Origin of the sequence: Hymenobacter rubidus (genome assembly GCF_016734815.1) — a bacterium.
Lineage (GTDB): Bacteria > Bacteroidota > Bacteroidia > Cytophagales > Hymenobacteraceae > Hymenobacter > Hymenobacter rubidus.
Map to the genome: position 1 here is coordinate 13,391 of NZ_JAERQF010000040.1, position 21,062 is coordinate 34,452.

7 protein-coding genes are annotated in these 21,062 nt (G+C 61.8%); 5 read left to right on the forward strand and 2 right to left on the reverse strand.

The features are described from left to right. Positions 1 to 64: 64 nt before the first annotated feature. Both tamL and JKL48_RS19970 read right to left on the reverse strand, forming a co-directional pair. Positions 65 to 2,455 carry a translocation and assembly module lipoprotein TamL gene (gene tamL / locus JKL48_RS19965; RefSeq protein ID WP_201986642.1) on the reverse strand — a complete coding sequence of 797 codons (2,391 nt, stop codon included), beginning with the start codon at positions 2,453 to 2,455 and terminating at the stop codon, positions 65 to 67. 49 nt (positions 2,456 to 2,504) lie between these two features. Further along, a complete protein-coding gene (locus JKL48_RS19970; protein WP_201986645.1) occupies positions 2,505 to 7,703 on the reverse strand; it encodes a translocation/assembly module TamB domain-containing protein in 5,199 nt (1,732 codons plus the stop codon). A 319-nt stretch (positions 7,704 to 8,022) separates the two neighbouring features. Here JKL48_RS19970 and JKL48_RS19975 point away from each other — a divergent pair, with 319 nt between their 5' ends. The 5 genes from JKL48_RS19975 (at position 8,023) to JKL48_RS23830 (ending at position 21,020) form a co-directional block, all read left to right on the forward strand. Beyond that, positions 8,023 to 10,851, forward strand: coding sequence for a 4-alpha-glucanotransferase (locus JKL48_RS19975; protein ID WP_201986647.1), 2,829 nt, complete (start codon positions 8,023 to 8,025; stop codon positions 10,849 to 10,851). Between the two features lie 659 nt (positions 10,852 to 11,510). After that, entirely contained in the window at positions 11,511 to 19,796 is an 8,286-nt protein-coding gene (locus tag JKL48_RS19980) for a T9SS type A sorting domain-containing protein (RefSeq protein WP_201986649.1), read from the forward strand. 175 nt (positions 19,797 to 19,971) lie between these two features. After that, complete coding sequence (locus JKL48_RS19985; RefSeq protein ID WP_201986652.1) at positions 19,972 to 20,139, forward strand: hypothetical protein; 168 nt, start codon at positions 19,972 to 19,974, stop codon at positions 20,137 to 20,139. 143 nt (positions 20,140 to 20,282) lie between these two features. Beyond that, positions 20,283 to 20,414: a hypothetical protein gene (locus JKL48_RS23445; protein WP_262896017.1), complete on the forward strand. Its 132-nt coding sequence runs from the start codon at positions 20,283 to 20,285 to the stop codon at positions 20,412 to 20,414. 9 nt (positions 20,415 to 20,423) lie between these two features. After that, positions 20,424 to 21,020, forward strand: a complete 597-nt coding sequence (locus JKL48_RS23830; RefSeq protein ID WP_201986654.1) for a DDE-type integrase/transposase/recombinase — start codon at positions 20,424 to 20,426, stop codon at positions 21,018 to 21,020. The last annotated feature ends 42 nt before the right edge of the window (positions 21,021 to 21,062 follow it).

Consider the following 21,062-nt stretch of genomic DNA (forward strand, 5'->3'; position numbering starts at 1 on the left):
GGGAGAGATACTTCGCTGCGCTCTGCATGACCGTTTTTCAGGCCTTCAACCTACCATTCATTGCCTAGAATGGATATCCGATGGCCAGGTTGAAGCGGCCGGTGGTGCTGGCGGGCTTGCCGTAGGGGGCTTGCAGCGGAAGGGCATAGTCGAAGCGGATGACGAAAAACTGCACGTCGATGCGCAGGCCCACGCCATAGCCCACGGCCAGCTGGCTGAGGAAGGTGCTGGTGTTGAACTCGCCGCCGGGGCGGGCCTCATCTTTGTTGGCCAGCCAGATGTTGCCGGCATCTACGAACACGGCGCCTTTCACGTAGGGCACCAGGTCCTGGCGGTATTCCACGTTGCCCTCGAGGCGGATGTCGCCCACCTGGTCGTAGAAGCTGTTGAGGTTTTGCTCGGTGCTGACGGGGTGGTAGGTGCCGGGGCCGATGCCGCGCGCCGCGAAGGCCCGCACACTGTTGGGCCCGCCGATGCCGTATTGCTTGGGGTAGGGCAGCACGTCGGAGTTGCCGTAGGGCATGCCAATGCCGGCCTGGAAGCGGGCCACAATGCGGTTGCCGGACGTCGGGTTGGGGCTGATGCGGTAGTACTCGCGCACCTCAAAATCGAACTTCAGGTACTGGCTGAATTCCTGGCCGGCAATGGTGTACTTGCCGTTGGCATCCTTGGCTTGGCCGATGCTGCTGGCAATGCCCTGGGCCACGTTGCCGCTGCCCTCCACCTGCCCGCTGAAGTAAATCTGCTGGCGGCGCTGCTCCAGCACCTGCTGGTTGTAGGTGTAGCGGTAGGAGCTGGCCAGGATGAACTGCTGCTGGAACGCGCTTTTCAGGAAGCGGCGCTTGGCCAGCAGCGTGTCGAAGGCCGCCGTGGTGTTGGCCAGGCGCACATAGGTGATGTCGATGGGCCGGATTTCCTGCTCGTTGGTAATCTTGGTTTTGAAGCTGTAGCCGTAGTTCAGGTTGAAGAAATCCTCGTTGAAATACCCGGCCCGGTTCACCGTGCGGTAGCCGGCCCCGATGATGGTGCGGGGCTGGAAATCGGAGTTCGGCAAGTGCACATCAAGCAGCGGCAAATCGGGCACCACGAGGCGCGGGATGAGCAGCTGCGCATTCAGCCCCAGCTCGTAGCTGGTGAGGCCAATGCCCCCGCTGCCACTGCCCGTCTGGGTTTCGGTCGAGGCCACGGCGTTGATGAGCAGCTGCTCGCCACCGCGCAGGGCCGAGCGGTTGCGAAACGACACCGTGACGCCGGGGCCGGTGAAGCCGTTGCTTTTCGACACCAGCTGCAGGTCGGCCCGCAGGCTCTTCTTCTTGAGCTGGGTCATCAGCACGTCGGCATCCAGCCGGGCGCGGCCACCGGAGTCGCCGGCAACGGCGGGCTTCATCCGGATTTCCACAAATTTGAACGTGTTCAGGCTCATCAGGCGGCTGATGGTCTGGTCGCGCCGTTTGCGGCGGTACAGGCTGTCGGGGTAGAGGAAGGTGGCGCGGGTGATGGCGCTGGCCTTGAATACTTTCTCGTCGGGAAAGTACTGGTATTTTCGGAACATCAGCGGCTGCCGAGTGGTGGTATCGGTCAGCACGTAGTTGGTATTCAACTTTATTTGGTCGAGCCAATAGGGGCGGGTGGCCTTGGCGGGGGCGGTGGGCTTCACGCGCAGGTACACGTTCACCTGATTATGCAGCGTGCTGTCCACCTGAAACAGAATGTAATCGGGCGCGAAGTAGAAATAACCCTCGTTTTTCAGCACGTTGTCGATGCGGACCCGCTCGGCGGTGAAGGTGTTCAGGTTGTAAGCATCGCCCACTTTCAGCAGCGTGCCGGGCTGGGTGGCGCGCACGGCCGCGTTTACCACCGTGTCGCTCTCCGGAAAGTGGATTTCCTTGATGGTGTACGCCTGGCCCGTGGTGGCCGTGTAGTCTACCTGGGCCGTTTTGGCCTGGGTTTTCACCTCGTGGCTCACCGTGCCATGAAAGAAGCCGTTGTTATAAAGCCGGTTGGTAATCAGTCCCTCCGTGGCGCTGATTTTTACGTCTTTCAGCAGCACCGGCGCTTGCCCGAATTTATCGGCCAGGAACTTGCCGAAGCCTTTTTTCTTGCCCACGCCCAGATGCCAGAAATACAGTTTGGGCCGCAAGCCCAAAAAGGAGGAATTGGGCTTGGGCGTAATAACCGATTCCAGTTCGGTTTGCAGCGTCGACTTTTTGGATAGCTTCTGAGGGCTTTTGATAATGACCTTGCTGCCGGTGTATAGCATCTGGCCCTCGGGAATGTAGCGCAGCCCCGAGCAAGCCGATAATAGAATGAAGAATGAGAAATGAAGAATGAGGAATTGAGGGCGGAGCGAGCGGTAGAAGGAGGTGGCCGCGCCAAGCCGTACCCGTGCTTTTGCGCGCAGCAAAGCAGCCAGCAGCGCAATGCTACGGAATGAGTTAGTTAAACGGTACTTCAAGTTGTTATAATTCTTCATTCCTCATTCTTCATTCCTCATTCTTCATTCCTCATTTTTTAGTCGTGCGCGTGGTATCAACGCCAGCCACGGGTTGGGCTTGCACCGAATCCTTGGCCGCTTTTTTGTCGGCTTTTTCCTGCTTGCGGTTCTGCTTGCGCTCGGCTTTGATGTCTTTGGGCACCTTCGAAAACAGCTCCTTCAGGTCGCGGTAGTCGCGCTGGAACACCAAGGCCGCGCCCGTCCGGATGATGGCACCGTCGATGTCCTCGTAGCCGTTCTGGCGGAAAACGCGCAGGCGCAGGCGACCATCGCGCAGCACGGTGTATTCGATGCTCACATCGCCGGCAAGGTTGCTGGCGCTGCTCTGGCCGGTGGTGGCCTGAGTGCCGGTGTTGCCGCTCAGGTTGATGTCGGTGCCCACGCGCACGGTGAGGCGGTTGTTGAGCAGCTGGCGGCGCACGGCCACGTTCAGGTCGGTGCGGCTGCGGGCCTCGCCGGTGCTGTAGTCGGCTTGGTTGGTTACGCCCAGGTCGAGGCCTAGGCCGGAGAGGTATTTGTCGGTCAGGTTGTTGAGCTGGTCGGTGAGGACGGCGCTGGCGCTGCCGCGCAGCTGCGTGGCCACCAAGCCCTCGCCGCTGCTGGTCTGGAAAGGGTTTTGCGCCACAAACCGCCCCAGAATCAGCAGGGAGAATACCTGCTTGCTCAGTTCGGAGGTCTGGTTGGGCTGGCGCAGCTGGGCCAGCTTGGCCTCTACCTGCCCATTGAGGGCACCGCGCTGGGCTTCAGGCAGCGTAATATCGAAGCCGATGGTGGGCTTGCTGAGTTGGTCGGTTGCTTTCAGCAGCACGTTAAACGGCAGGCGGTTGCGCGAAACCGTTTGGCTGGTCGGGTCGTCCTCGCCCTGGCCGGCCAACAGCTCGGCCGGCGCGGCCTGCACCTTGTAGATGGCCGTAATATCAAGCGTGGCGTTGTACGGGTCGCCATCCCAGGTAATGCTGGAGCCGCGGGCAATGATGAAATCACGCTGGGCCAGGCTGTACAGCGACAAATGGTATTGCCCGCGCGCCACGTCCAGTCGGCCGCTCAGGGTGATGGTGCCATCGGGCGCAATGTTGGTGTTGAGCGTACCATCGGCCCGTACGCGCAGGTTGTCGCCGCTGGCCGGGTCGATGACGATGGTGAACGGCGTGCGGTTCGTCACGGTCACTACGGCCGTGATGTCGTAGCCGGTAGCGGACACCTTCATGGTGTCGAGCGGAAGCTTGCGGGAAAGCATTGTATCGAGCGGGGCGCTTTTGTCCACAAACTCCACGATGCCCTCGCGTTCCACCGTAGTGGGCGTGGCACTGGGCGACTCCACCGTGAGGTTAGAGCCCTGTACCACCGTCACGCGGGTATCAACCTTAATAAGGGTCATCGGCCCGGTCAGGCGCGTATCCGAGTCGAGTACCAGCCGGCCGTAGAACAGCTGGTTGTTGTCGCGGGTGTTGCGCACGGCCAGGAAATCCTTGGTCGTGGCCCGCATGTCAAAGGAGTAGTTAAGGAAGTCCTTGGTCAGCAGGTAGCCATTCACCACAGCCTTGTTCGAGGCCGAATCCAGCACCGTGAAGTTGTTGAAGGCAATGCCCCGGTCATCGAACGTGAGCGACTGGTTGGGCAGGCGGAAGGGCGAGCCCAGCTGCGGCACGATGAAGCCGGCATCGTCGGAAGTGTTGAGGGTGCCGCGCACCACCGGCGCGCTGGGTGCGCCCGTCACCGTGAGCTGCCCGCGCACGTAGCCCGTGGTATTGCGCACCTGCCCAACCGAAAAAGGCTCCACCAGTTTCAGGTTGAGTCGGTTGGCATCTACCGTCAGGTTGAGCGGCGTGGCACTGCTGGCAAGGTAGGTGCCGCGCACCTGCACGTCGTTGCCGGCGCCGCCCACCGTGCCGGCCGCGCCCCCGGTCAGGCGGGCATCAATGTCGTAGCGGCTGGGCGCGGGGTTGGTGGCGTTGAGGGTAATATCACCGATGGACGCTTTCTGGAAAACCAGGTTTTTAATTGTGGCATTGGCTGTAAAAGCCTGGTTGGGCTTGCCCAGATTGTCGATGCGGGCCGTGCCGTTCAGCTGGCCGGCCACCAGCGAGTCCTGCTGCTGCACAATTTTGGCCAGCTCGGCCAGCTCGAAATTGGTGAACGTAACGCCCAACGGCGACGTCGCCACCTGCGGGTTCTGGCTTTGCAAGGCCAAGCTGCTGCGGCCGTTGGTCAGGCGCAGGCCATCGGCCACCACTTCGCCGCTGGGGTAGTAGCGCACGAAGTTGTTGGCGCCGGCCGTCCAGTTTTCGTAGTTAATCACCTGCTGGGGGGCGGCCTGAAACTCGTACACCACGCTGCTGTTGCGGCCACCGCCCTGGGCCAGGGCCTGCACGGTGCCAGCCAGCGCCAGTCGCTCGCGGTTGGCTGAATCGCCGAGGATGGCCGCGCGGGTAAACACCTTGTTGTTGGCAATGTTGCCCACCAGACTGGGCCGCCGCAGCCGGAGCGTAGTATCCTGCGCGGCTTGGGCCAGGTGCAGGGTGTAGTCGAGCTTGCTGGCGTCAGAATCCACATTCAACCGCAACGAATCGAGCTTGTAGTTCTGGTATCGGATGACGGGAATGCTGGTGTTGGCCGTAAGGCGGGCCGCCTGCCGCGAGTAGTCGCCGGCCAGCGTGAAGGGCGAAATCTGCTTGAGGCCCGGCACCAGCTTGGTGGCCAGCTTAGGGTCTTTCAGCTTCAGCGAATAGGTGAAGTGCCGGTCGGCGGTGCTGGGCACGTAGCGCACGCCGGGCAGGTCAAAATACCGGTCGATGTGCTGCTGCAATTCGGTGGCAATGTCGCCCAGGTGCACGTTGCCATCGAGGTTGACGTTGGCAATGTCGGAGGTAATGACGGCCAGCGTCCGGTTGGCATTCTGCACGATGCGGCCATTCAAGGAGTCGAGTGCGAATGGCTGGTTGTCGCGCACTATCACCACATGCCGGCCGCTGAAGGTGCCGTTCAGCGAGTTCAAATCGGAGCCGCGCAGGTTGGCCACCAGGTCGCCCTGCACCCGCAGGTCGCCACCGGAGTAGAAGCCCAGCGCCGTGAGGTTGGCGCCACGCAGGTTCAGCTTCGTCACCTCGTAGGTGGGGTTGCGGGCGTCGCGCAGGTTCACTACGGCCTGCAAATCCAGGTTCAGGTTGGGGTCGTTTTTGCTGCTGGCATTGATGACGTAGCGGTTGCGGTCGAGGTCCACGGTGGCCGTCACGCCGTGGTAGGTGTAGTTGTTGTAGCGGGCGCTTTGCACGTTGGCCTGCACCCGGCCCACCAGCGAAGCCGGGTCTTTGAGGTCGCCGGTGGCATTGATGCGGCCCGATGCCGTGACGCGGCCCAGCTGCGGGTTTTTCAGCAGCTTGCCAAAATCGAACCCGCCCACCGCGAAGGTGCCCACCAGCGGCTGCCGCCCATTGGCCTGCGCCGCGCCCAGCTTCCCGCTGAAGGCCAGGTCGCCGTAAGTGGAGCGCAGCTTTAGGTTGGTATCGAAGGCCAGCGTGGTGGGCCGGCCCCGGAAGGTGCCGCTCACGGCCAGCGTGGGCGGAATGCTGATGTTGCTCGGGATGCTGCCCTTGGGCGCCAGACTCAGAATATCGGCCCGCGTGGTGTGGAAATCCTGAATGTCGAGGTCGGCGTAGAGGCGCGAATCGGTGTTGGGCAGGCCTTGAATGCGCCCGCGCCGGGCTTTCAGCACGGTGTTGCGCAGGCCCACAAACTCGAAGTTGCGCACCGAAAAGTCGCCCACGCGGCCCGCAATCTGCCCGTTCAGCAGCACCGACTGGTTGGGGCCGGTGTTGAACGGCGGCGTGCCGGCCAAATCCGGCGCCAGGTACAGAATGTCGCGGAAGCCCAGCCGCACGTCGCGCAAGTCGCCCTCAATCTTCAGGTTCGGCAGCTTTTTTACGTCGCCCAGCGCGGCCAAGCTCTCGTAGCCAATGGCCAACGTGCGCCGGATGCGGGTGTGCGGCGTCACCAAATCGAGGCTGTCGAGGCGAATCTGCACCGAGTCGTACACCACGTTGGCCCGCCACTTATCAATCTGAAAACCGCTCTTTTCCTGCCCAGCCAGGTTGTCGACCTTGCCTGTGGTGCGGTTTTCGGAATAGCTCAAATCGTGCGTATTCAGCACGAGGTTGCTGAAGTCGAGGTGGTTGTAGTCGAGCGCCGGCAAGCGGGTTTTCTGCTTGGGCTGGTTAAAGTTGTCGAACTTCACGGCTAGTCCGCTGATGTCGGACTGGTCGAGCAGCACCCGCCAGCCCGGCGTGGCGGCGGCCTGGCCGGTAGCGGCCTTGGCTTTGTCGGTGGCTTCGTCGAGTTTGCGCACGGCTTCGGCGGGGTTCACCACGCGCTGTTCCACGGGCACCTGCTCATTTTGGGAGTAGGCGAAGGTGGTGTTTTTTAGGGTCAGCTTGCCCAGGCTCACGCGCTGCTTTTGCAGGTCAATGTCCTTGGCCGTAATGTCGGCCAGGCCAATGTTGGTATTGATGTACTGCGCCGCCGGGTCGTTTTTATAAGTAAAATGCACGCTGTCGAGCGTGGCCTGGTTCAGCCCAAACTGCACGGTGAGCGGCTGGGTAGGCCCGGGGTTTTCCACTTCCGGCGCCGTTTTCGTTTGCACGATGCGGATGGCCGAGCGGTGCAGGGCCGCCTTATCCACTTTGTAGATGGACTTATCCACATCCACTTCGTCCATGTTGGCGGTGAACTCGCCGATGCGCGCCCGAATGTCGGAACCCGTCACCTGGTCGAGCTGCGTGAAGTAGATGTTGGTAAGCCGGGCCTTGCCAATGTCGTACTTCAAGCCCGACGACGTGGTATCGACCGGCGCCGTTGGGTCGGTAAAGGCGTTGATGATGAAGTCGTAGTTGTTCACCGAATCGGGCTCGGTGCGCGTGAGGCGCACGCGGCCATCGTTCAGCTCTACGTTCGACACGTTCACCTGCTTGTGCAGCAGCGCCCAGATGTCGAGGTCGACGCCAAGGTGGCCCACTGAAAGCAGGGTATCCCGCTTCTGGTCCTCCAGGTACACACCGTCGAGGTTGATGGCGTGGCGAAAATCGGTTCGGAACCTGGCAATGCGCACTTCCGTGCCCAGCTTGCTGCGCAGGTAGCTTTCGGCGCGCCGGGCCACAAAATCCTGCCCGGCCGGAAACTGAAGCACCACCACTACTGCGATAACCAGCAGCAGCACAAGGGCTATTAATCCCAATATTCCGTAAAGGGCACGACGCAGAAAAGTGGACAAAGCAGGAGGGAGGTAAGCAGCAAATGAATCGGGGTGGCTTTTCCAAACGCAAAACCATTGCCTGGGGTTGGAATACAGGGGTTGGTTCTCTGCCAGCGGCCCCATTCTACCGCCGGAGCCGGCCTTCGAGAAGCCGGATTCTGAGTTCAGCCGTTGAGCTGGGGCTTCGCGTAGGGAACATAGGTTGAAGCGCCGCCGCCGAACCTTCGGCCCATCATATACACAAAGCCTTATCTTTCGTCCCCCAAACCCCAGCGTTTCCCCTATGACCCTACGTTTTTCCCTTCCCTACCGCACTGCATACGGCCAGCGGCTGGCCGTGTGCGGCTCGCACCCCGACTTGGGCAGCTGGCAGCTTGACGCCGCGGCCGACATGCACTACGACGAAACCACCACTTGCTGGAGCATCGAAGTAACGATGCCCGCCGCCGCCGGGGAGCTTACCTATAAGTACGTACTGCGCGACGACAACACCGGGAGCGAGCAGTGGGAATATGGCCCTAACCGCCGCGTGGCCTACAACGCCGCCCGCACCCAGCGCCTGCATCTGGCCGACTACTGGCGCGTGCCCGGCCTCCCCGAAAATGAGCTGCTAACCGCCGCCTTCACCAAAGCCCTGTTTCGCCGCCCCGCTGCGGCCCCCGCCGCTAAAAAAGCCAAAGCTCCCGCCAAAGGCAGCAAAGCAGCTACTATCCAACCAGCAGCCGGCAACCCGGTGCCGGCTTCCGGCGAAACGACCTTTCGCTTGCTGGCGCCGCGCGTGGCCCCCCACCTGGGCCTGTGCATTCTGGGGTCCGACCCGGCGCTGGGCGCCTGGGACAACACCAAGGCCCTTGTGCTGTCGGATGCCGAATATCCGCTCTGGACTGGCACCGTGCAGCTCCAGAACCTGGCCGAGGACTGTCATTATAAGTACGCTATGTGGGATGCCGCTGCCGGCCACGCCCTCGACATGGAAGGCGGCGAAAACCGCGTGGTGCCGGTGAGTCATGACTTCAGCGCCGCTCACGTCTTCAACGACGAAGCCTACCGCTACCTCGACGCCTGGCGCGGGGCGGGCGTGGCGCTGCCCGTGTTTGCCATGCGCAGCCAGCAAGGCCTCGGGGTAGGGGAGTTCTCCGACCTGAAGCTGCTGGCCGACTGGGCCGTGCAAACCGGCCTCAAGCTGGTCCAGATTCTGCCCATCAACGACACCACGGCTACCCATACCTGGGTCGATTCGTACCCGTACGCCGCCATTTCGGTGTTTGCTCTGCACCCGCAGTTCATTCACCTCGAAGGCATCGCGCCGCTCAAAGACAAGAAAGCTGCCCAGGAGCTGGCCGAGTTGAAAGCAGAGCTCAACGCCAAGGATTTCGTGGACTACGAGCCGGTGATGAATGCCAAATGGAAGTTTCTCAAGCTCCTCTATAAGCAGGAGAAAAAAGCCTTTTTGGCAAACCCCGAATACCGGGAATTCCTGGCCGGGCAAAGCAGCTGGTTGGTGCCTTATGCCGCTTTCTCGGCCCTGCGCGACCGTTTTGGCACCGCCGACTTTCTGCAGTGGCCCGTCGAGTTCCGCAAGCCGCAACGCCTGACCGAGCTAACGGCCGAAACCGCGCCGGACTACGACGAGTACGGCCTGTTCTTCTTCACCCAGTTCCACCTCGACAAGCAGTTGCGGGCCGCCGTCGACTACGCCCGCTCGAAAGGCGTGGTGCTGAAAGGCGACCTGCCCATTGGCATCTACCGCCACTCCGTGGATGCCTGGAGCCAGCCCGAACTCTACCACATGAACGCGCAGGCCGGCGCCCCGCCGGATGATTTCTCCACCACCGGCCAGAACTGGCGCTTCCCCACCTACAACTGGCAGCGCATGGCCGAAGACGGCTACCTCTGGTGGAAGCAGCGCATGGGCCACCTCGCCCGCTACTTCGACACCCTGCGCATCGACCACATCCTCGGTTTCTTCCGCATCTGGGAGATGCCCATCGAGTCGGTAGAAGGCTTGTTGGGGCATTTTTCGCCGGCCCTGCCCATGCACCGGCACGAGATTGAGCGCCGCCTGGGCTGGTTCGATTACGCCCGCCTCTGCGAGCCCTACATCCGCTGGCACATGCTTCAGGACATATTCCAGGGCGAAGCGCAAGCCGTGTTCGACGAGTACATGAACGACGCCAGCTACGGCCGCATCCACCTCAAGGAGCACGTCAACAACCAGCGCAAAATCGAAGCTTACATCGCGGAGAAGGTTAAAAGTAAAACGGCAGAGCTGACGGCCGGAGCTGACCAGGCAACGGTTGAACCTCAACTGCTAACGGAGCTTGCCGATTACTTTGCCTGGCTGCAAAAAGGCCTGTTTGCCCTGGTGAATGAGGTACTGTTTGTGCCCGCCGGCGACGACTTTTACCACCCGCGCATTACCCTGCACAAGAGCTACTCGTTCCGGGAGCTGGACGGTGACGAAAACCGCCGTCGCCTCTACGACGACATCTACATCGACTTCTTCTACCACCGCCACGAAGAGTTCTGGCGTCAGCAGGGCCTGGTGAAGCTGCCGCCCGTGCGCTACGCTACCGACATGCTCATCTGCGGCGAGGACCTGGGCATGGTGCCCGCCTCCGTGCCCGGCGTGATGAAGCAGCTCGGCATTCTGGGCCTCAACATCCAGCGCATGCCTGGCGACCCCACCACCGAATTCGGCCACCCCGACCACGCCGCTTACCTCAGCGTCGTCACCACCAGCAGCCACGACATGAGCACCGTCCGCGGCTGGTGGGAAGAAGACCGGGTGCGCACCCAGCGCTTCTTTGAAACCCTGCTCGGCCACTGGCGCGAGGTGGCGCCCTTCTACTGCGAGCCTTGGGTAGCCCGCGAAATCCTGGTGCAGCACCTGCACTCGCCCGCCATGTGGGCCATCTTCCCGCTCCAGGACCTGCTGGCCATCGACAGCCACCTGCGCCGCGCCAACCCGCACGAGGAGCAAATCAACGTGCCCAGCAACCCCGAGCACTTCTGGAAATACCGCCTGCACCTCCCCCTGGAGGAACTGGTAGATGCCGTGGGCTTCAACCTGCCGCTACGCGAGCTGGTGGCCGCCAGCGGGCGCGTGTAAGCGCCCGCATCGGGTCAATATATTGAGTGAACAGTTTGCTGCTGGCTCAGCTCTTCCCCATGCCGCATAGCTGGCAGGGGAGAGCTGAGCCAGCTTTTTTATTGCCTGGTTGGAGCGTTCAGAAGAACTAAATAAGGAGATTTAGGCTACAGCTAATAGAGTGATAAATAGGATATAAATTATAATAAATAAAATTAATAAAAAAGCTAATAGTCTTAAATCCGAGCAGATAATTGAAATCGTATCTGTGTATTCGTGGCGGCTGAGCGTTACCTATGAGCGTTATAGCTCGCTTATGATTACATCTGATGTGGACATATCTAATGTCATTCCCGGTGTAAAAATTTTGTATGGAATATGGTTTTGTTGATAAGCGCCCTTCTTTGCGAATTTCACACTGATTTGCTTTCGCTGAGCGGCGAATGGCAAGCAGAATTAGTGAGGAGTAAGGCCATTTTATTATGTCTTGCGCGCGGTTGATTACGCGTCAGTCGGTGAACCGCATAAGGGGTGCCTTTACCGATGAAATACCGCGGTTTATCGAAAAACCCGCGCCCAAAATTCAAGCAATAGGGAAATTTGCGGAGTTATGAAAGTTGACTTTCATTTTTCGGCCTAACGACACACACACCATTTTTTATCGCCATTTCGGAGTTTTTATGAAAATAACCTTACCTCTTGCGGCCATGGCCGCACCCAGGGGCCGGGGCATTCCCACGCTTGCCGGACCGTCCTGGTACCGATGGAAGCCCGCCCTGCTCACGCTGCTGTTGCTGGTGAGCAGCTTGCCGGCGGTGCTTGCGCAAACGACCTGCGGGCAGAGCGTTACGTTTAACTACGCCACTGCGGCAACCGGCAGCCGCAAATCCTTCACCGAAACGGTGGGTAGCACCACGCTCACCACGGGCGGGTACACCTCCACGGTGGCGGGCACCAACACCAACCTGTTTTCGGTAGGCGCCGACGCCGTGCTTGGCACGGGTAACTACTTGGTGTGGAAGCAAAACGACATTGGGGTGAACGGGGCAAACGTCTCGACGGTCACGTACACCTTTAGCCGCCCACTGACCAACTTCCGCATCCGAGTGACGGATATTGACCAGGACGTGCAGCCCACTTCGGCGACCCCAGCCGACTTCATCGACCGGATAACCTTTGATGGCTACGATGCTGCTACGGCAGGCAACCTGGTGACGCTGACCACCGCCGACGTGACGGTGGGCACCAACGGCGCAAACCGGTTCGTTGGTTCTGGCTCGGGCCTGACCGCTGCCACCACCCCTCAGCTCAAGGCCAACGCGGTAACGGGCATTGCAACGAGCAACGCCGACCGGGGCAGCGACGTGACCGTGCGCTTTCCCAGCCCAATTCAGCGCCTTGTGCTTACCTATGAAAACATTGCCCCGGCCAACACCACCGCCGACCGTACCCAGACCACGGGCATCGTAGACCTTGCCTGGTGCGCTCAGGCCGATATTCAGACCACCGTGACGGGCCCCACCAGCGCGGCGGTTGGCTCGTCGGTGTCGTACACCGTGACGACCCAGAACTTGTCGAGCGATGCGGCGGCTAATGGCGTGGTGCCAACCCTGACGCTGGCGCCCGCCCTGCCGCTGGCCAGCCTGACGCTGCCGACGGGTGCTAATTACAACTCAACTTCCGGCGTGGTCACTTTCGCAACCATCAACAACCTGGCAACGGGCGCGGCCAACGCCGTGACCAACGTTGTGCGCTTTGTGATGCCAAACTCGTCGGTGAGCGGCACGGCCCGCAACACGGCCTCGCCGGACGACCCCACGCTGGCGAACAACAACGGAACCAGCACGTCGGCCCAGATAACGACGACGGTGGCGGTGAACCAAGCGCCGGTGGCCAGCAACGTGACCAACTCGCCGAACCTGCCTAACAGCAGCCCGGCTACCGCCATTTCTCCCTTGGTGGCAACCGATGCCAACGGCAACGGTTCGATAGTTTCGTACACCCTCGTTACCATTCCAGACCCCACCACGCAGGGCGTCCTCTACGTAAACGGTGGCCCCGCCCGTGCCGGTCAGGTGCTCACCCCGGCCCAGATTGCCCAGCTCAGCTTTGCGCCGGTGGGCACGTTCGTGGGCAATGCCACTTTTACTTACCTGGCTACCGACGACCAGAACGCGACTTCCAACACGGCTACCTACACCATTCCGGTGGTGGCTGGCTCGGCCGATGTGGTGACCACCATCAGCGGTCCGACCAGTGCTTCGGCCGGTCAGACGGTGTCGTACCAGGCCATCAGCCTGAACAACGGCCCTAACTACGCCCAAGGCGTAGCCGCTACCATTCAGCTGACCGCCGGCACTACCGGCGTGACCGTGACCAACGGCAGCTACAACCCCGCCACGGGCCTCGTGACTTTCGACGCCGTGGGCCTGGCCAGCGGCGCTTCGGTGGTGAACACCGTGAGCTTTGTGGCGCCCACGCCCAGCGGGGCCAGCACCACCGTCACCGGCAAAGCCATAAGCACCGCCACCACCGCCGACGGCACCGCAGCCAACAACAACGGCACGGCCACCGCCGCCAACGTGACCACGACGGTTAACGCGGCCAGCTCTGCGTCCAACCCAGCCCCCTGTTCTTCGACGTTCAGCACGGCCACTACGCCCACAGCGGCCATTGGCAACCAGTATTACGCCGTGTCCAATCAAGCGACCACGGCCGGGACCACAAATCAAATTATACTGCCGCGCTTTAACCTCGGTTATGGTGGCAGCACGGCTGCTATCAACAACGGCGACCTCTTGCTGATAGTGCAGATGCAAGGGGCCGAAATCGACGGTTCCAATACCACGAGCTACGGTAGTGGTTTGGCGGGTGCGCCCGTGAACGGTAATCTGAATAACACCAACTTTACGGCGGGCCGGTACGAGTATGCCATTGCCAGCGGTTACAATGCTCCTAAAAACAACTCAGATGGTAGCGTCACTTTGTCGGCCGCTTTGCGCAACGCCTATTCGAACGCCGATGCTACCACTTCTCTCGGTCAGAGCCGGTTCCAAGTAATCAAAGTGGCTTCGTACCAAAGCTTAGCACTGAGCGGCAATATGTCGTTGCAAACTTCGACGGGCGGTCAGGTTTGGAACGGTCGTATTGGCGGGGTCATTGCACTTGATGTATTGGGAACCCTTAATTTCGCTGGCTTTAGCATTGATGCTTCAGGCGCTGGTTTCCGCGGCGGTGGGGGCCGCGAGTTGGCTGGCGATAACACGGCCAGCAGCACCGACTACCGCAACGTGGCCACCAAAAACGTGCATGGCGCCAAAGGCGAAGGCACCGCGGGTACTCCCCGCTACCTAAACAACGGCGGCACCGCCGCCGCCGACAACATCGACGAGGGCTACCTGAACGGTAGCCAAGGCCGGGGCGGCCCCGGCAACGCTGGTGGCGGTGGCACTGATGCCAATGCTGCGGCTAATGACCAGAACACTGGCGGCGGCGGCGGTGCCAACGGCGGCCAGGGTGGCCGGGGCGGCAACTCGTGGTTCAGCAATCAACCGGTTGGCGGCGAGCCAGGGGCCGCATTCCCGGTGGCCAGCACCAGCCGCCTCGTGATGGGCGGCGGCGGCGGCGCGGGTACCACCAACAACGGCACCGGTGACAACAACAACGGCTTTGCCAGCAGCGGCGCCGCTGGCGGTGGCATGGTATTCGTGCGCGCCGGCTCGATAGCTGGAGCAGGTTTCATTAAAGCCAACGGCGCGAGCGCCAACAACAGCGTGCTCAACGACGGCAGCGGTGGTGGCGGCGCGGGCGGTTCCATCGTCCTCACGTCCAACAACACGGCCGGCCTGCCCAACATTGTGCTTCAAGCCAACGGCGGCAACGGCGGCTCCAACACGCCGGGCACGGCTACGGACCCCCACGGGCCCGGCGGCGGCGGCGGCGGCGGCTTTATTTTCACCAACGGTACCGTATCGAGCGCTTCGTCGGCCAACGGCGGCAGCAACGGCGTAACCCGCTCGTCTACTTCGTCGATTGCTTTCGGTGCTGAGCCCGGCCAGGCCGGGGTCATCAATACCCGCATTTCCAACGTTATCACGAACACCACGGCCGCCATCAACTGCGCGGTCGACCTGGTGTCGGACCTGACGGGTCCTACCACGGCGGCCATTGGTTCGACGGTGAACCTGAACGTGGACTTTTATAACAACGGTGGCGTAGATGCCAACAGCAACGTGCCCCGTACAGTAACGCTGGTTGCAACTGGTGGCGCTTTGTCGGGTATTACCACAACCAGCTCCACGGCCACGGTATCTGCCGCTGTAGTGAGCGGGAGCGGCGCTACGGCAACCTATACCTACACCATTACATATCCGGCAACCAGCCTTACGGCTGGAACCACGACATCATTTGGTGTTACGTATGTTGTAGGGGCGTCGACGTCGCGGGTAGTGGCGAACTCCAACGTGACCACGAACGGCACGCAAACCGACGCCGTGTCGGGCAACAACGCGGACCAACTGACCACGAATATTTCGGCTAATGCCGACGTAACGACCACGCTCAGCGGCCCCACTACGCTGTATGCCGGGCAGCCTTCGGGCACGTACACGGCCACGTTTACCAACAACGGCCCAGCCTCGGCAAGCGGCGTGACGCAGAAGGTGACCCTGCCAACTGGCGTTACCAGCGTGTTGGTAAACGGGGCTAGCTACACGCCGACGGGCGGTGTTATTGACTTTGGCAATGGCACCACCACTTCGCTGGCTTCGGGTGCTACCAACACGTTCACGTTCAGCTTCACGGCGCCTACCACGCCCACGGCTACCGGCTCGACCCTGGCGTTGACCAGCAACGTGACGACGAGCACCAGCCAAGGCGGCATCACCGCCAATGATGCGGCGTCGCTGGCCCTTACCGTACTCGGCACAGCCGATGTGCGGGCGACCATCTCGGCGCAGGCCGCCACGGTAACGGCCGGAAATACGGGGCAGTTCAACGTGACCTTTAGCAACATCGGGACCGCAGCGGCCGATAACACGACCCTGCAAGTGCAGTTGGCCCCGAACCTTGCCAACGTCACCATGGGGGCCATTACGGGTTTCACGGCCAGCTATAACAGCAATACCGGTTTGGTAACCTACACGCCCACCACCGCGCCGTATTCGGCCGCTACGAATTTTACCAGCGGCACCGTTGCCATCACCTTCACGGCCCCCACTACCGGCCCGGTAACGGCCACGGCCGCGATTGGCACCACCACCAACGAAGGTGGCCTGACGGCCAACAACACCAACACGGCCTCTATCAACGTTACGCCCAAGTTCGACCTGCAGACGCGCATCAGCGGCCCCACGTCGGTGCCCGCCAACGGCGTGGTGACCTACAATGTGCTGACCTTTAACGCCAGCAACGGTGCTACGACGACGAGCACCCAGACGGTGGGTTCGATTTCGCCGGCCACCAGCGTGGTGCAAACCGTGCAGCTCCCCGCCAACCTGACCAACGTGTACGTGTCGAACGGCGGCACCTACGATAAGAACTCCGGCCTGGTGACGTTCCCGACCCTGCCCAGCCTCGCGCCCGGTGCCAGCCTGAACAACGTCATCAGCTACAGCCCCACGGCCGCAGCAGCCGCCTTTACCGTGACGGCCACGGCCACGCCCAACACGGCCGCAGCCGGCGAGCTGAACATTGCCAACAACACGGCTTCGGTCACGACCACCGTCACTACTGCCACCACGCCGTCGGCTAACCTGTACACCCAGATTACGACGCCCAATGCCAACGTGGCCAGCGGCTCAACCGTGACGTTTACGGTGAACTCGGGCAACAACGGCCCGTCTTCGGTCACCGACCTCACCCAGACCGTTTCGTTGCCCCTCGGCCTGAGCGGTGTAACGGTGAGCGGCGGGCCGGCCGGTTTCACAGCCAGCAATGCCAACTACGATGCCACCACGGGTCTGGTCACTCTGCCCACCATCACGGGCCCGGTAACCCCGGCCACGGCTTATACCTACACTATCACGGTTCAGGCGCCCACCAGCGGGTACATTGTGGCGACTTCGGCCATCGGCTCGGCCGTATCGGACCCCATGCCCGGCAACAACGTTTCGAGTGTTGATGTGACGGTAAACCTCACCAGCAACGACATCGCCACGGCCATCACGGGTCCCCAGACGGCGGTTGCCGGCCAGGCCGTGACGTACACCGTGACCACTACCAACAACGGCACCGTGCCCGCCAACCCCACGCAGACGGTGTACATCCCGGCCGGCCTGACGGCTGCTCAAGTGACCTTCACCGGTCCCAATGCCACGACGGCTTCGTACGATGCTACGACCGGCCTGGTCACGTTTGGGCAGGTGCTGAACCTGGCTCCCGGCGCACTGCTGGAAAACACGGTGACCTACCTGGCTCCCAACGTAGCGACGCTGACCAACGTGGCGTCCGTAGCAGGATACCGCGCCGATAACGTGCCGGCCAACAACACGGCCACGGCTACCACGACCATCCTGCCGAATAATGACTTCACGGTGGCCATCAACGGCCCCGCGACGACGGTAGCCGCCGGCAACCTGGTAACCTACACCGTGACGACGACCAACAACGGGCCATCGTCCAGCAATGGCCAGACCACAACAGTGCAGTTGCCAACTGGCTTGACCGGCCTGACGGCCGTGTCGGTATCGGGTGGCGGTACTTACAACAACACGACGGGCGTCGTGACCTTCCCGGCCCAAACCAACCAGGCACCCGGAGCGGCCAACGCCATCGTAAACACCATCACCTTTACCTCGCAGTACGTGCCTGAAATCACGGCTGCCGCTACGGTAACGCCGACCACGGCCAGCAACGACCAAGTCCTGAGCAATAACTATGCGGTAGCCACGACGGTGCTGGGCGTGCAAACGGCAACGGTGGCCGACATCCAAACCACGGTTGCGGCCAACGTAGCTGTGCAGACGGCCGGTTCGCCGGTCATCTTCACCGTGACGACAACCAACGCCACCCTCAACACGGCAGCTTCGCAGGTTGCTCAGAAAGTGCTGTTGCGCGCCGGCCTGACCGGGGTCACCATTACCGGTCCTAACGGTGCCGCCACCGCCAACTACGATGCCACCACGGGCGTTGTCACCCTGCCGGTGGTGAACATGGCTGCTGCTGCTTCGGCCACCACGTACACGTACACCATCACGGTGAACGCGCCGGGCGCTGACCCCCTCACGGCCACGGCCGTGGTGACGGACAACACGTCGGACCCGAACCTGAGCAACAACGTGGCCAGCGCCACGGTATCGGTAGCATCGAAGGTTGACGAGCAGATTGCGCTGGTGGGCCCCACGCAGGCACAGCCCGGCTCCCTTGTGACGTACATTGTCACGGCCAGCAACAACGGCCCTTCTACGGCTACCGATGTAAGCTATACCGTGCAACTGCCCACCGGCCTGACCGACGTGGTGGTATCGGGAGACGGCGCTTATAATGCTGCCACCGGCGTAGTAACCTTTGGAACGCTGAGCACCCAGGCGACCGGCACCGCGGGCCAGGTATCGAACACGATTACCTTCACCGCGCCTACCTATACTTACACCGCCACGGCCAACGTAGTGGCTGACGGCGACGCGGTGTTGACCAACAACACGTCGGCCGTGACGACCCAGGTGAACTACCTGCCGCTGGCCCTGGCGGTGGTAAACGGCTTGCAGGCGCCGGAGGGCAACACAGCAGGTCAGTTGACCCTCTCGCCCGTACGTGGCACCGATACCGACCCCGGCACGGTGACGCAGTACGTCATTACGTCTCTGCCAACGGCCGCGCCCAACGGCGTGGTGCCGGGCGTGCTGTATTACAACGGCGCGGTGGCAACAGTGGGCACCGTGGTGACGGATGCTTCCAAACTCACCTTCGACCCAGCCGCCAACTTTGTCGGCAACGCCTTCTTCACGTACGCCGCCGTCGACAACCAGGGCGGGCAGTCGCTGCCGGCGCTCTACACCATTCCGGTAGGTCAGGACAACAACTCGGTGTACACGACGGTAGTACGCGGGGGCAATGCCAACACCTACCAGAACAACGACGTGGTGGCCTACGGCATCGACACCAACGGTGCAGCTTACAGCGCAACGGGTGTGATTTATGACCCCACCACCAGCCGCACCGGCGCCCTGGCCAGCGGCACTGTCAACGGTATCCAGTCGGCATCCATCACCGCTGCCAACACGGCTAGCTTAGCTGCGGTGGGCATTGTGTTCAATTCCACCACGGGCTTGTTCACCGTGAGCGACCGCACGAAACTGCCCCGCGTTGGCACCACCGTCCCGGTAACGGTGACGACCATTGACCTCTTCGGCGGTACCAATACCCAGGTTGTTAACATCGTGCTCGGTGTGAACCCCCTGCCGGTGGAGCTGACGGATTTCACGGCCACCGCCGTGAAAAACGTAGATGCCGCGCTGGTGTGGCACACGGCCTCGGAGAAGAGCAACGACTACTTCGACGTAGAGCGTAGCCTCGACGGCACGGCGTTCGAGAAAATCGGCCAGGTGAAGGGCCAGGGCAACAGCACGATGCCGACGGCCTACGCGCTGACCGATGCCGGCATCGGGCCCAAAGCGCAGGGCTTGGTGTACTACCGCCTCAAACAGGTCGACGCCGACGGCACGGCCACCTACTCGCCCGTGCGTACGGTGAACTTCACCAAGTCGGCCGAGGCCCCAGCCATCAGCCTGTGGCCGAATCCGGCCACGGCTAGCACGCAGCTAGACCTGCACCTATTGCCCGCCGGCACCTACCAAGTACGTATGCTGGATGCTACGGGCCGGGTGGTACTGGCCACGGTGCTGGAGGCCGGCCTTAGCCACGCGCTGGACCTGAATACCGTAGCCAGCGGCACCTATCTGGTGCAGGTTATGAGCCAGAGCGCTGGCCAGTCGCTGAAGCTGACCACGCGTTTCGTCAAGGAGTAGCGGAGTTCTGCTAATCCGCTTAAAAGAGAAAGGCCCTTCCCATTTTGGGGAGGGCCTTTCTCTTTTCTATTCTCTACGGCTTCGTACCCAATCCCAACCTGGCCCGAGCGGAAGACCAGTTGAATGAGGTGGTCTGGCTGAAACGGACAGCGCAAAGTCTTAACTTTCGTTGCCCATGACCAAGAAACTGAATTCTGGCGGCTTGTCCGCCGCCCGCAAGAAATACACGCCCGCCTTCAAGGCCGAGTGCGTCCGGCAAGTAGCGGCCGGTGCCCGGCAAGCCGACGTGGCCCGTACCCAATTTTGCCGGCTCTGCCAAGCCCTGGCAACGCCATGCGCTTAGAACAGCCGTACCTAGCAGCGCGGAGCGCGACGAAATCAAGCATTTGCGGGCGGAGCTCAAGCGCGAGGAAATGGAGCGCGGCATTTTAAAAAAGTCGTGACCAGCAACCATTCGAGGTGCGATATTTTCCAGTGCCCTCAGTCATGAGCTGCTATCGGTTCATCGGGTACTGCTGCGACTCGTGGCCCGTGCACGTGTTGTGCCACATGCCGGGCACCAGCTACCCAGGCTACTACCAGTGGCGGGGCCGTGCCCAGCCCACGGCCGCGCCATAGCAGGCGGCGATGCAAGCCGCTTTCACGCGCCACGCCCGGCGTTATGGCATCCGCCGCCTGCGGGCCGAATTGCGCACCGAGGGCCATGCCGTGGGACGCTATGCACTGCGCTCGTGCGCGGCCGTGGCTGACCCGGCCGCTGTGGTGGCCGAAAACCGCTTGCTAGGCCAGCCAATCCCCAACGCCCCGCACCAGGAGTGGGTAGGCGATATCACTTATTTGCCACTGGTTGGCGGGCGCTGGTGTTACTTGGCGACGTGGCGCGACGCTTGCTCGCGCCGGGTCGTAGGCTGGCAGGCCGCCCAGATGCCCACCGAACTCGTGCTGCTGGCTCTGGAACAGGCCCTGACGCCGCGCCAACCCGTGCCGGGTTTGATTATCCACGCCGACTGGGGAGCCAATACACCAGCGCCGCCTGCCGGGCCCGCGTCGCGCAAGCCGACGCTCTTGCCAGCTTCAGCCGGACCGGTAACCCCTAGAGCGGTTTCGAGGTCGCCATATAGTAGCGCGAACTGTGTAGTTCGCGTCGCCGCGCTGTTCGGCTGTCGTTCTGGGACGCGAACTACAAAGTTCGCGCTACTGCCGTTGCTCCGGACTATACACTGATGCAGAAACCGCCCTAAGAAAATGCCCAAGTCGAAGCCGGCT

What these genes read in the sequence shown, in the direction of transcription:
- JKL48_RS19975 (WP_201986647.1), top strand. Translation starts at nt 8,023, where the DNA reads ATGACCCTACGTTTTTCCCTTCCCTACCGCACTGCATACGGCCAGCGG.
- JKL48_RS19980 (WP_201986649.1), top strand. Translation starts at nt 11,511, where the DNA reads ATGAAAATAACCTTACCTCTTGCGGCCATGGCCGCACCCAGGGGCCGG.
- JKL48_RS19985 (WP_201986652.1), top strand. Translation starts at nt 19,972, where the DNA reads ATGACCAAGAAACTGAATTCTGGCGGCTTGTCCGCCGCCCGCAAGAAA.
- JKL48_RS23445 (WP_262896017.1), top strand. Translation starts at nt 20,283, where the DNA reads ATGAGCTGCTATCGGTTCATCGGGTACTGCTGCGACTCGTGGCCCGTG.
- JKL48_RS23830 (WP_201986654.1), top strand. Translation starts at nt 20,424, where the DNA reads ATGCAAGCCGCTTTCACGCGCCACGCCCGGCGTTATGGCATCCGCCGC.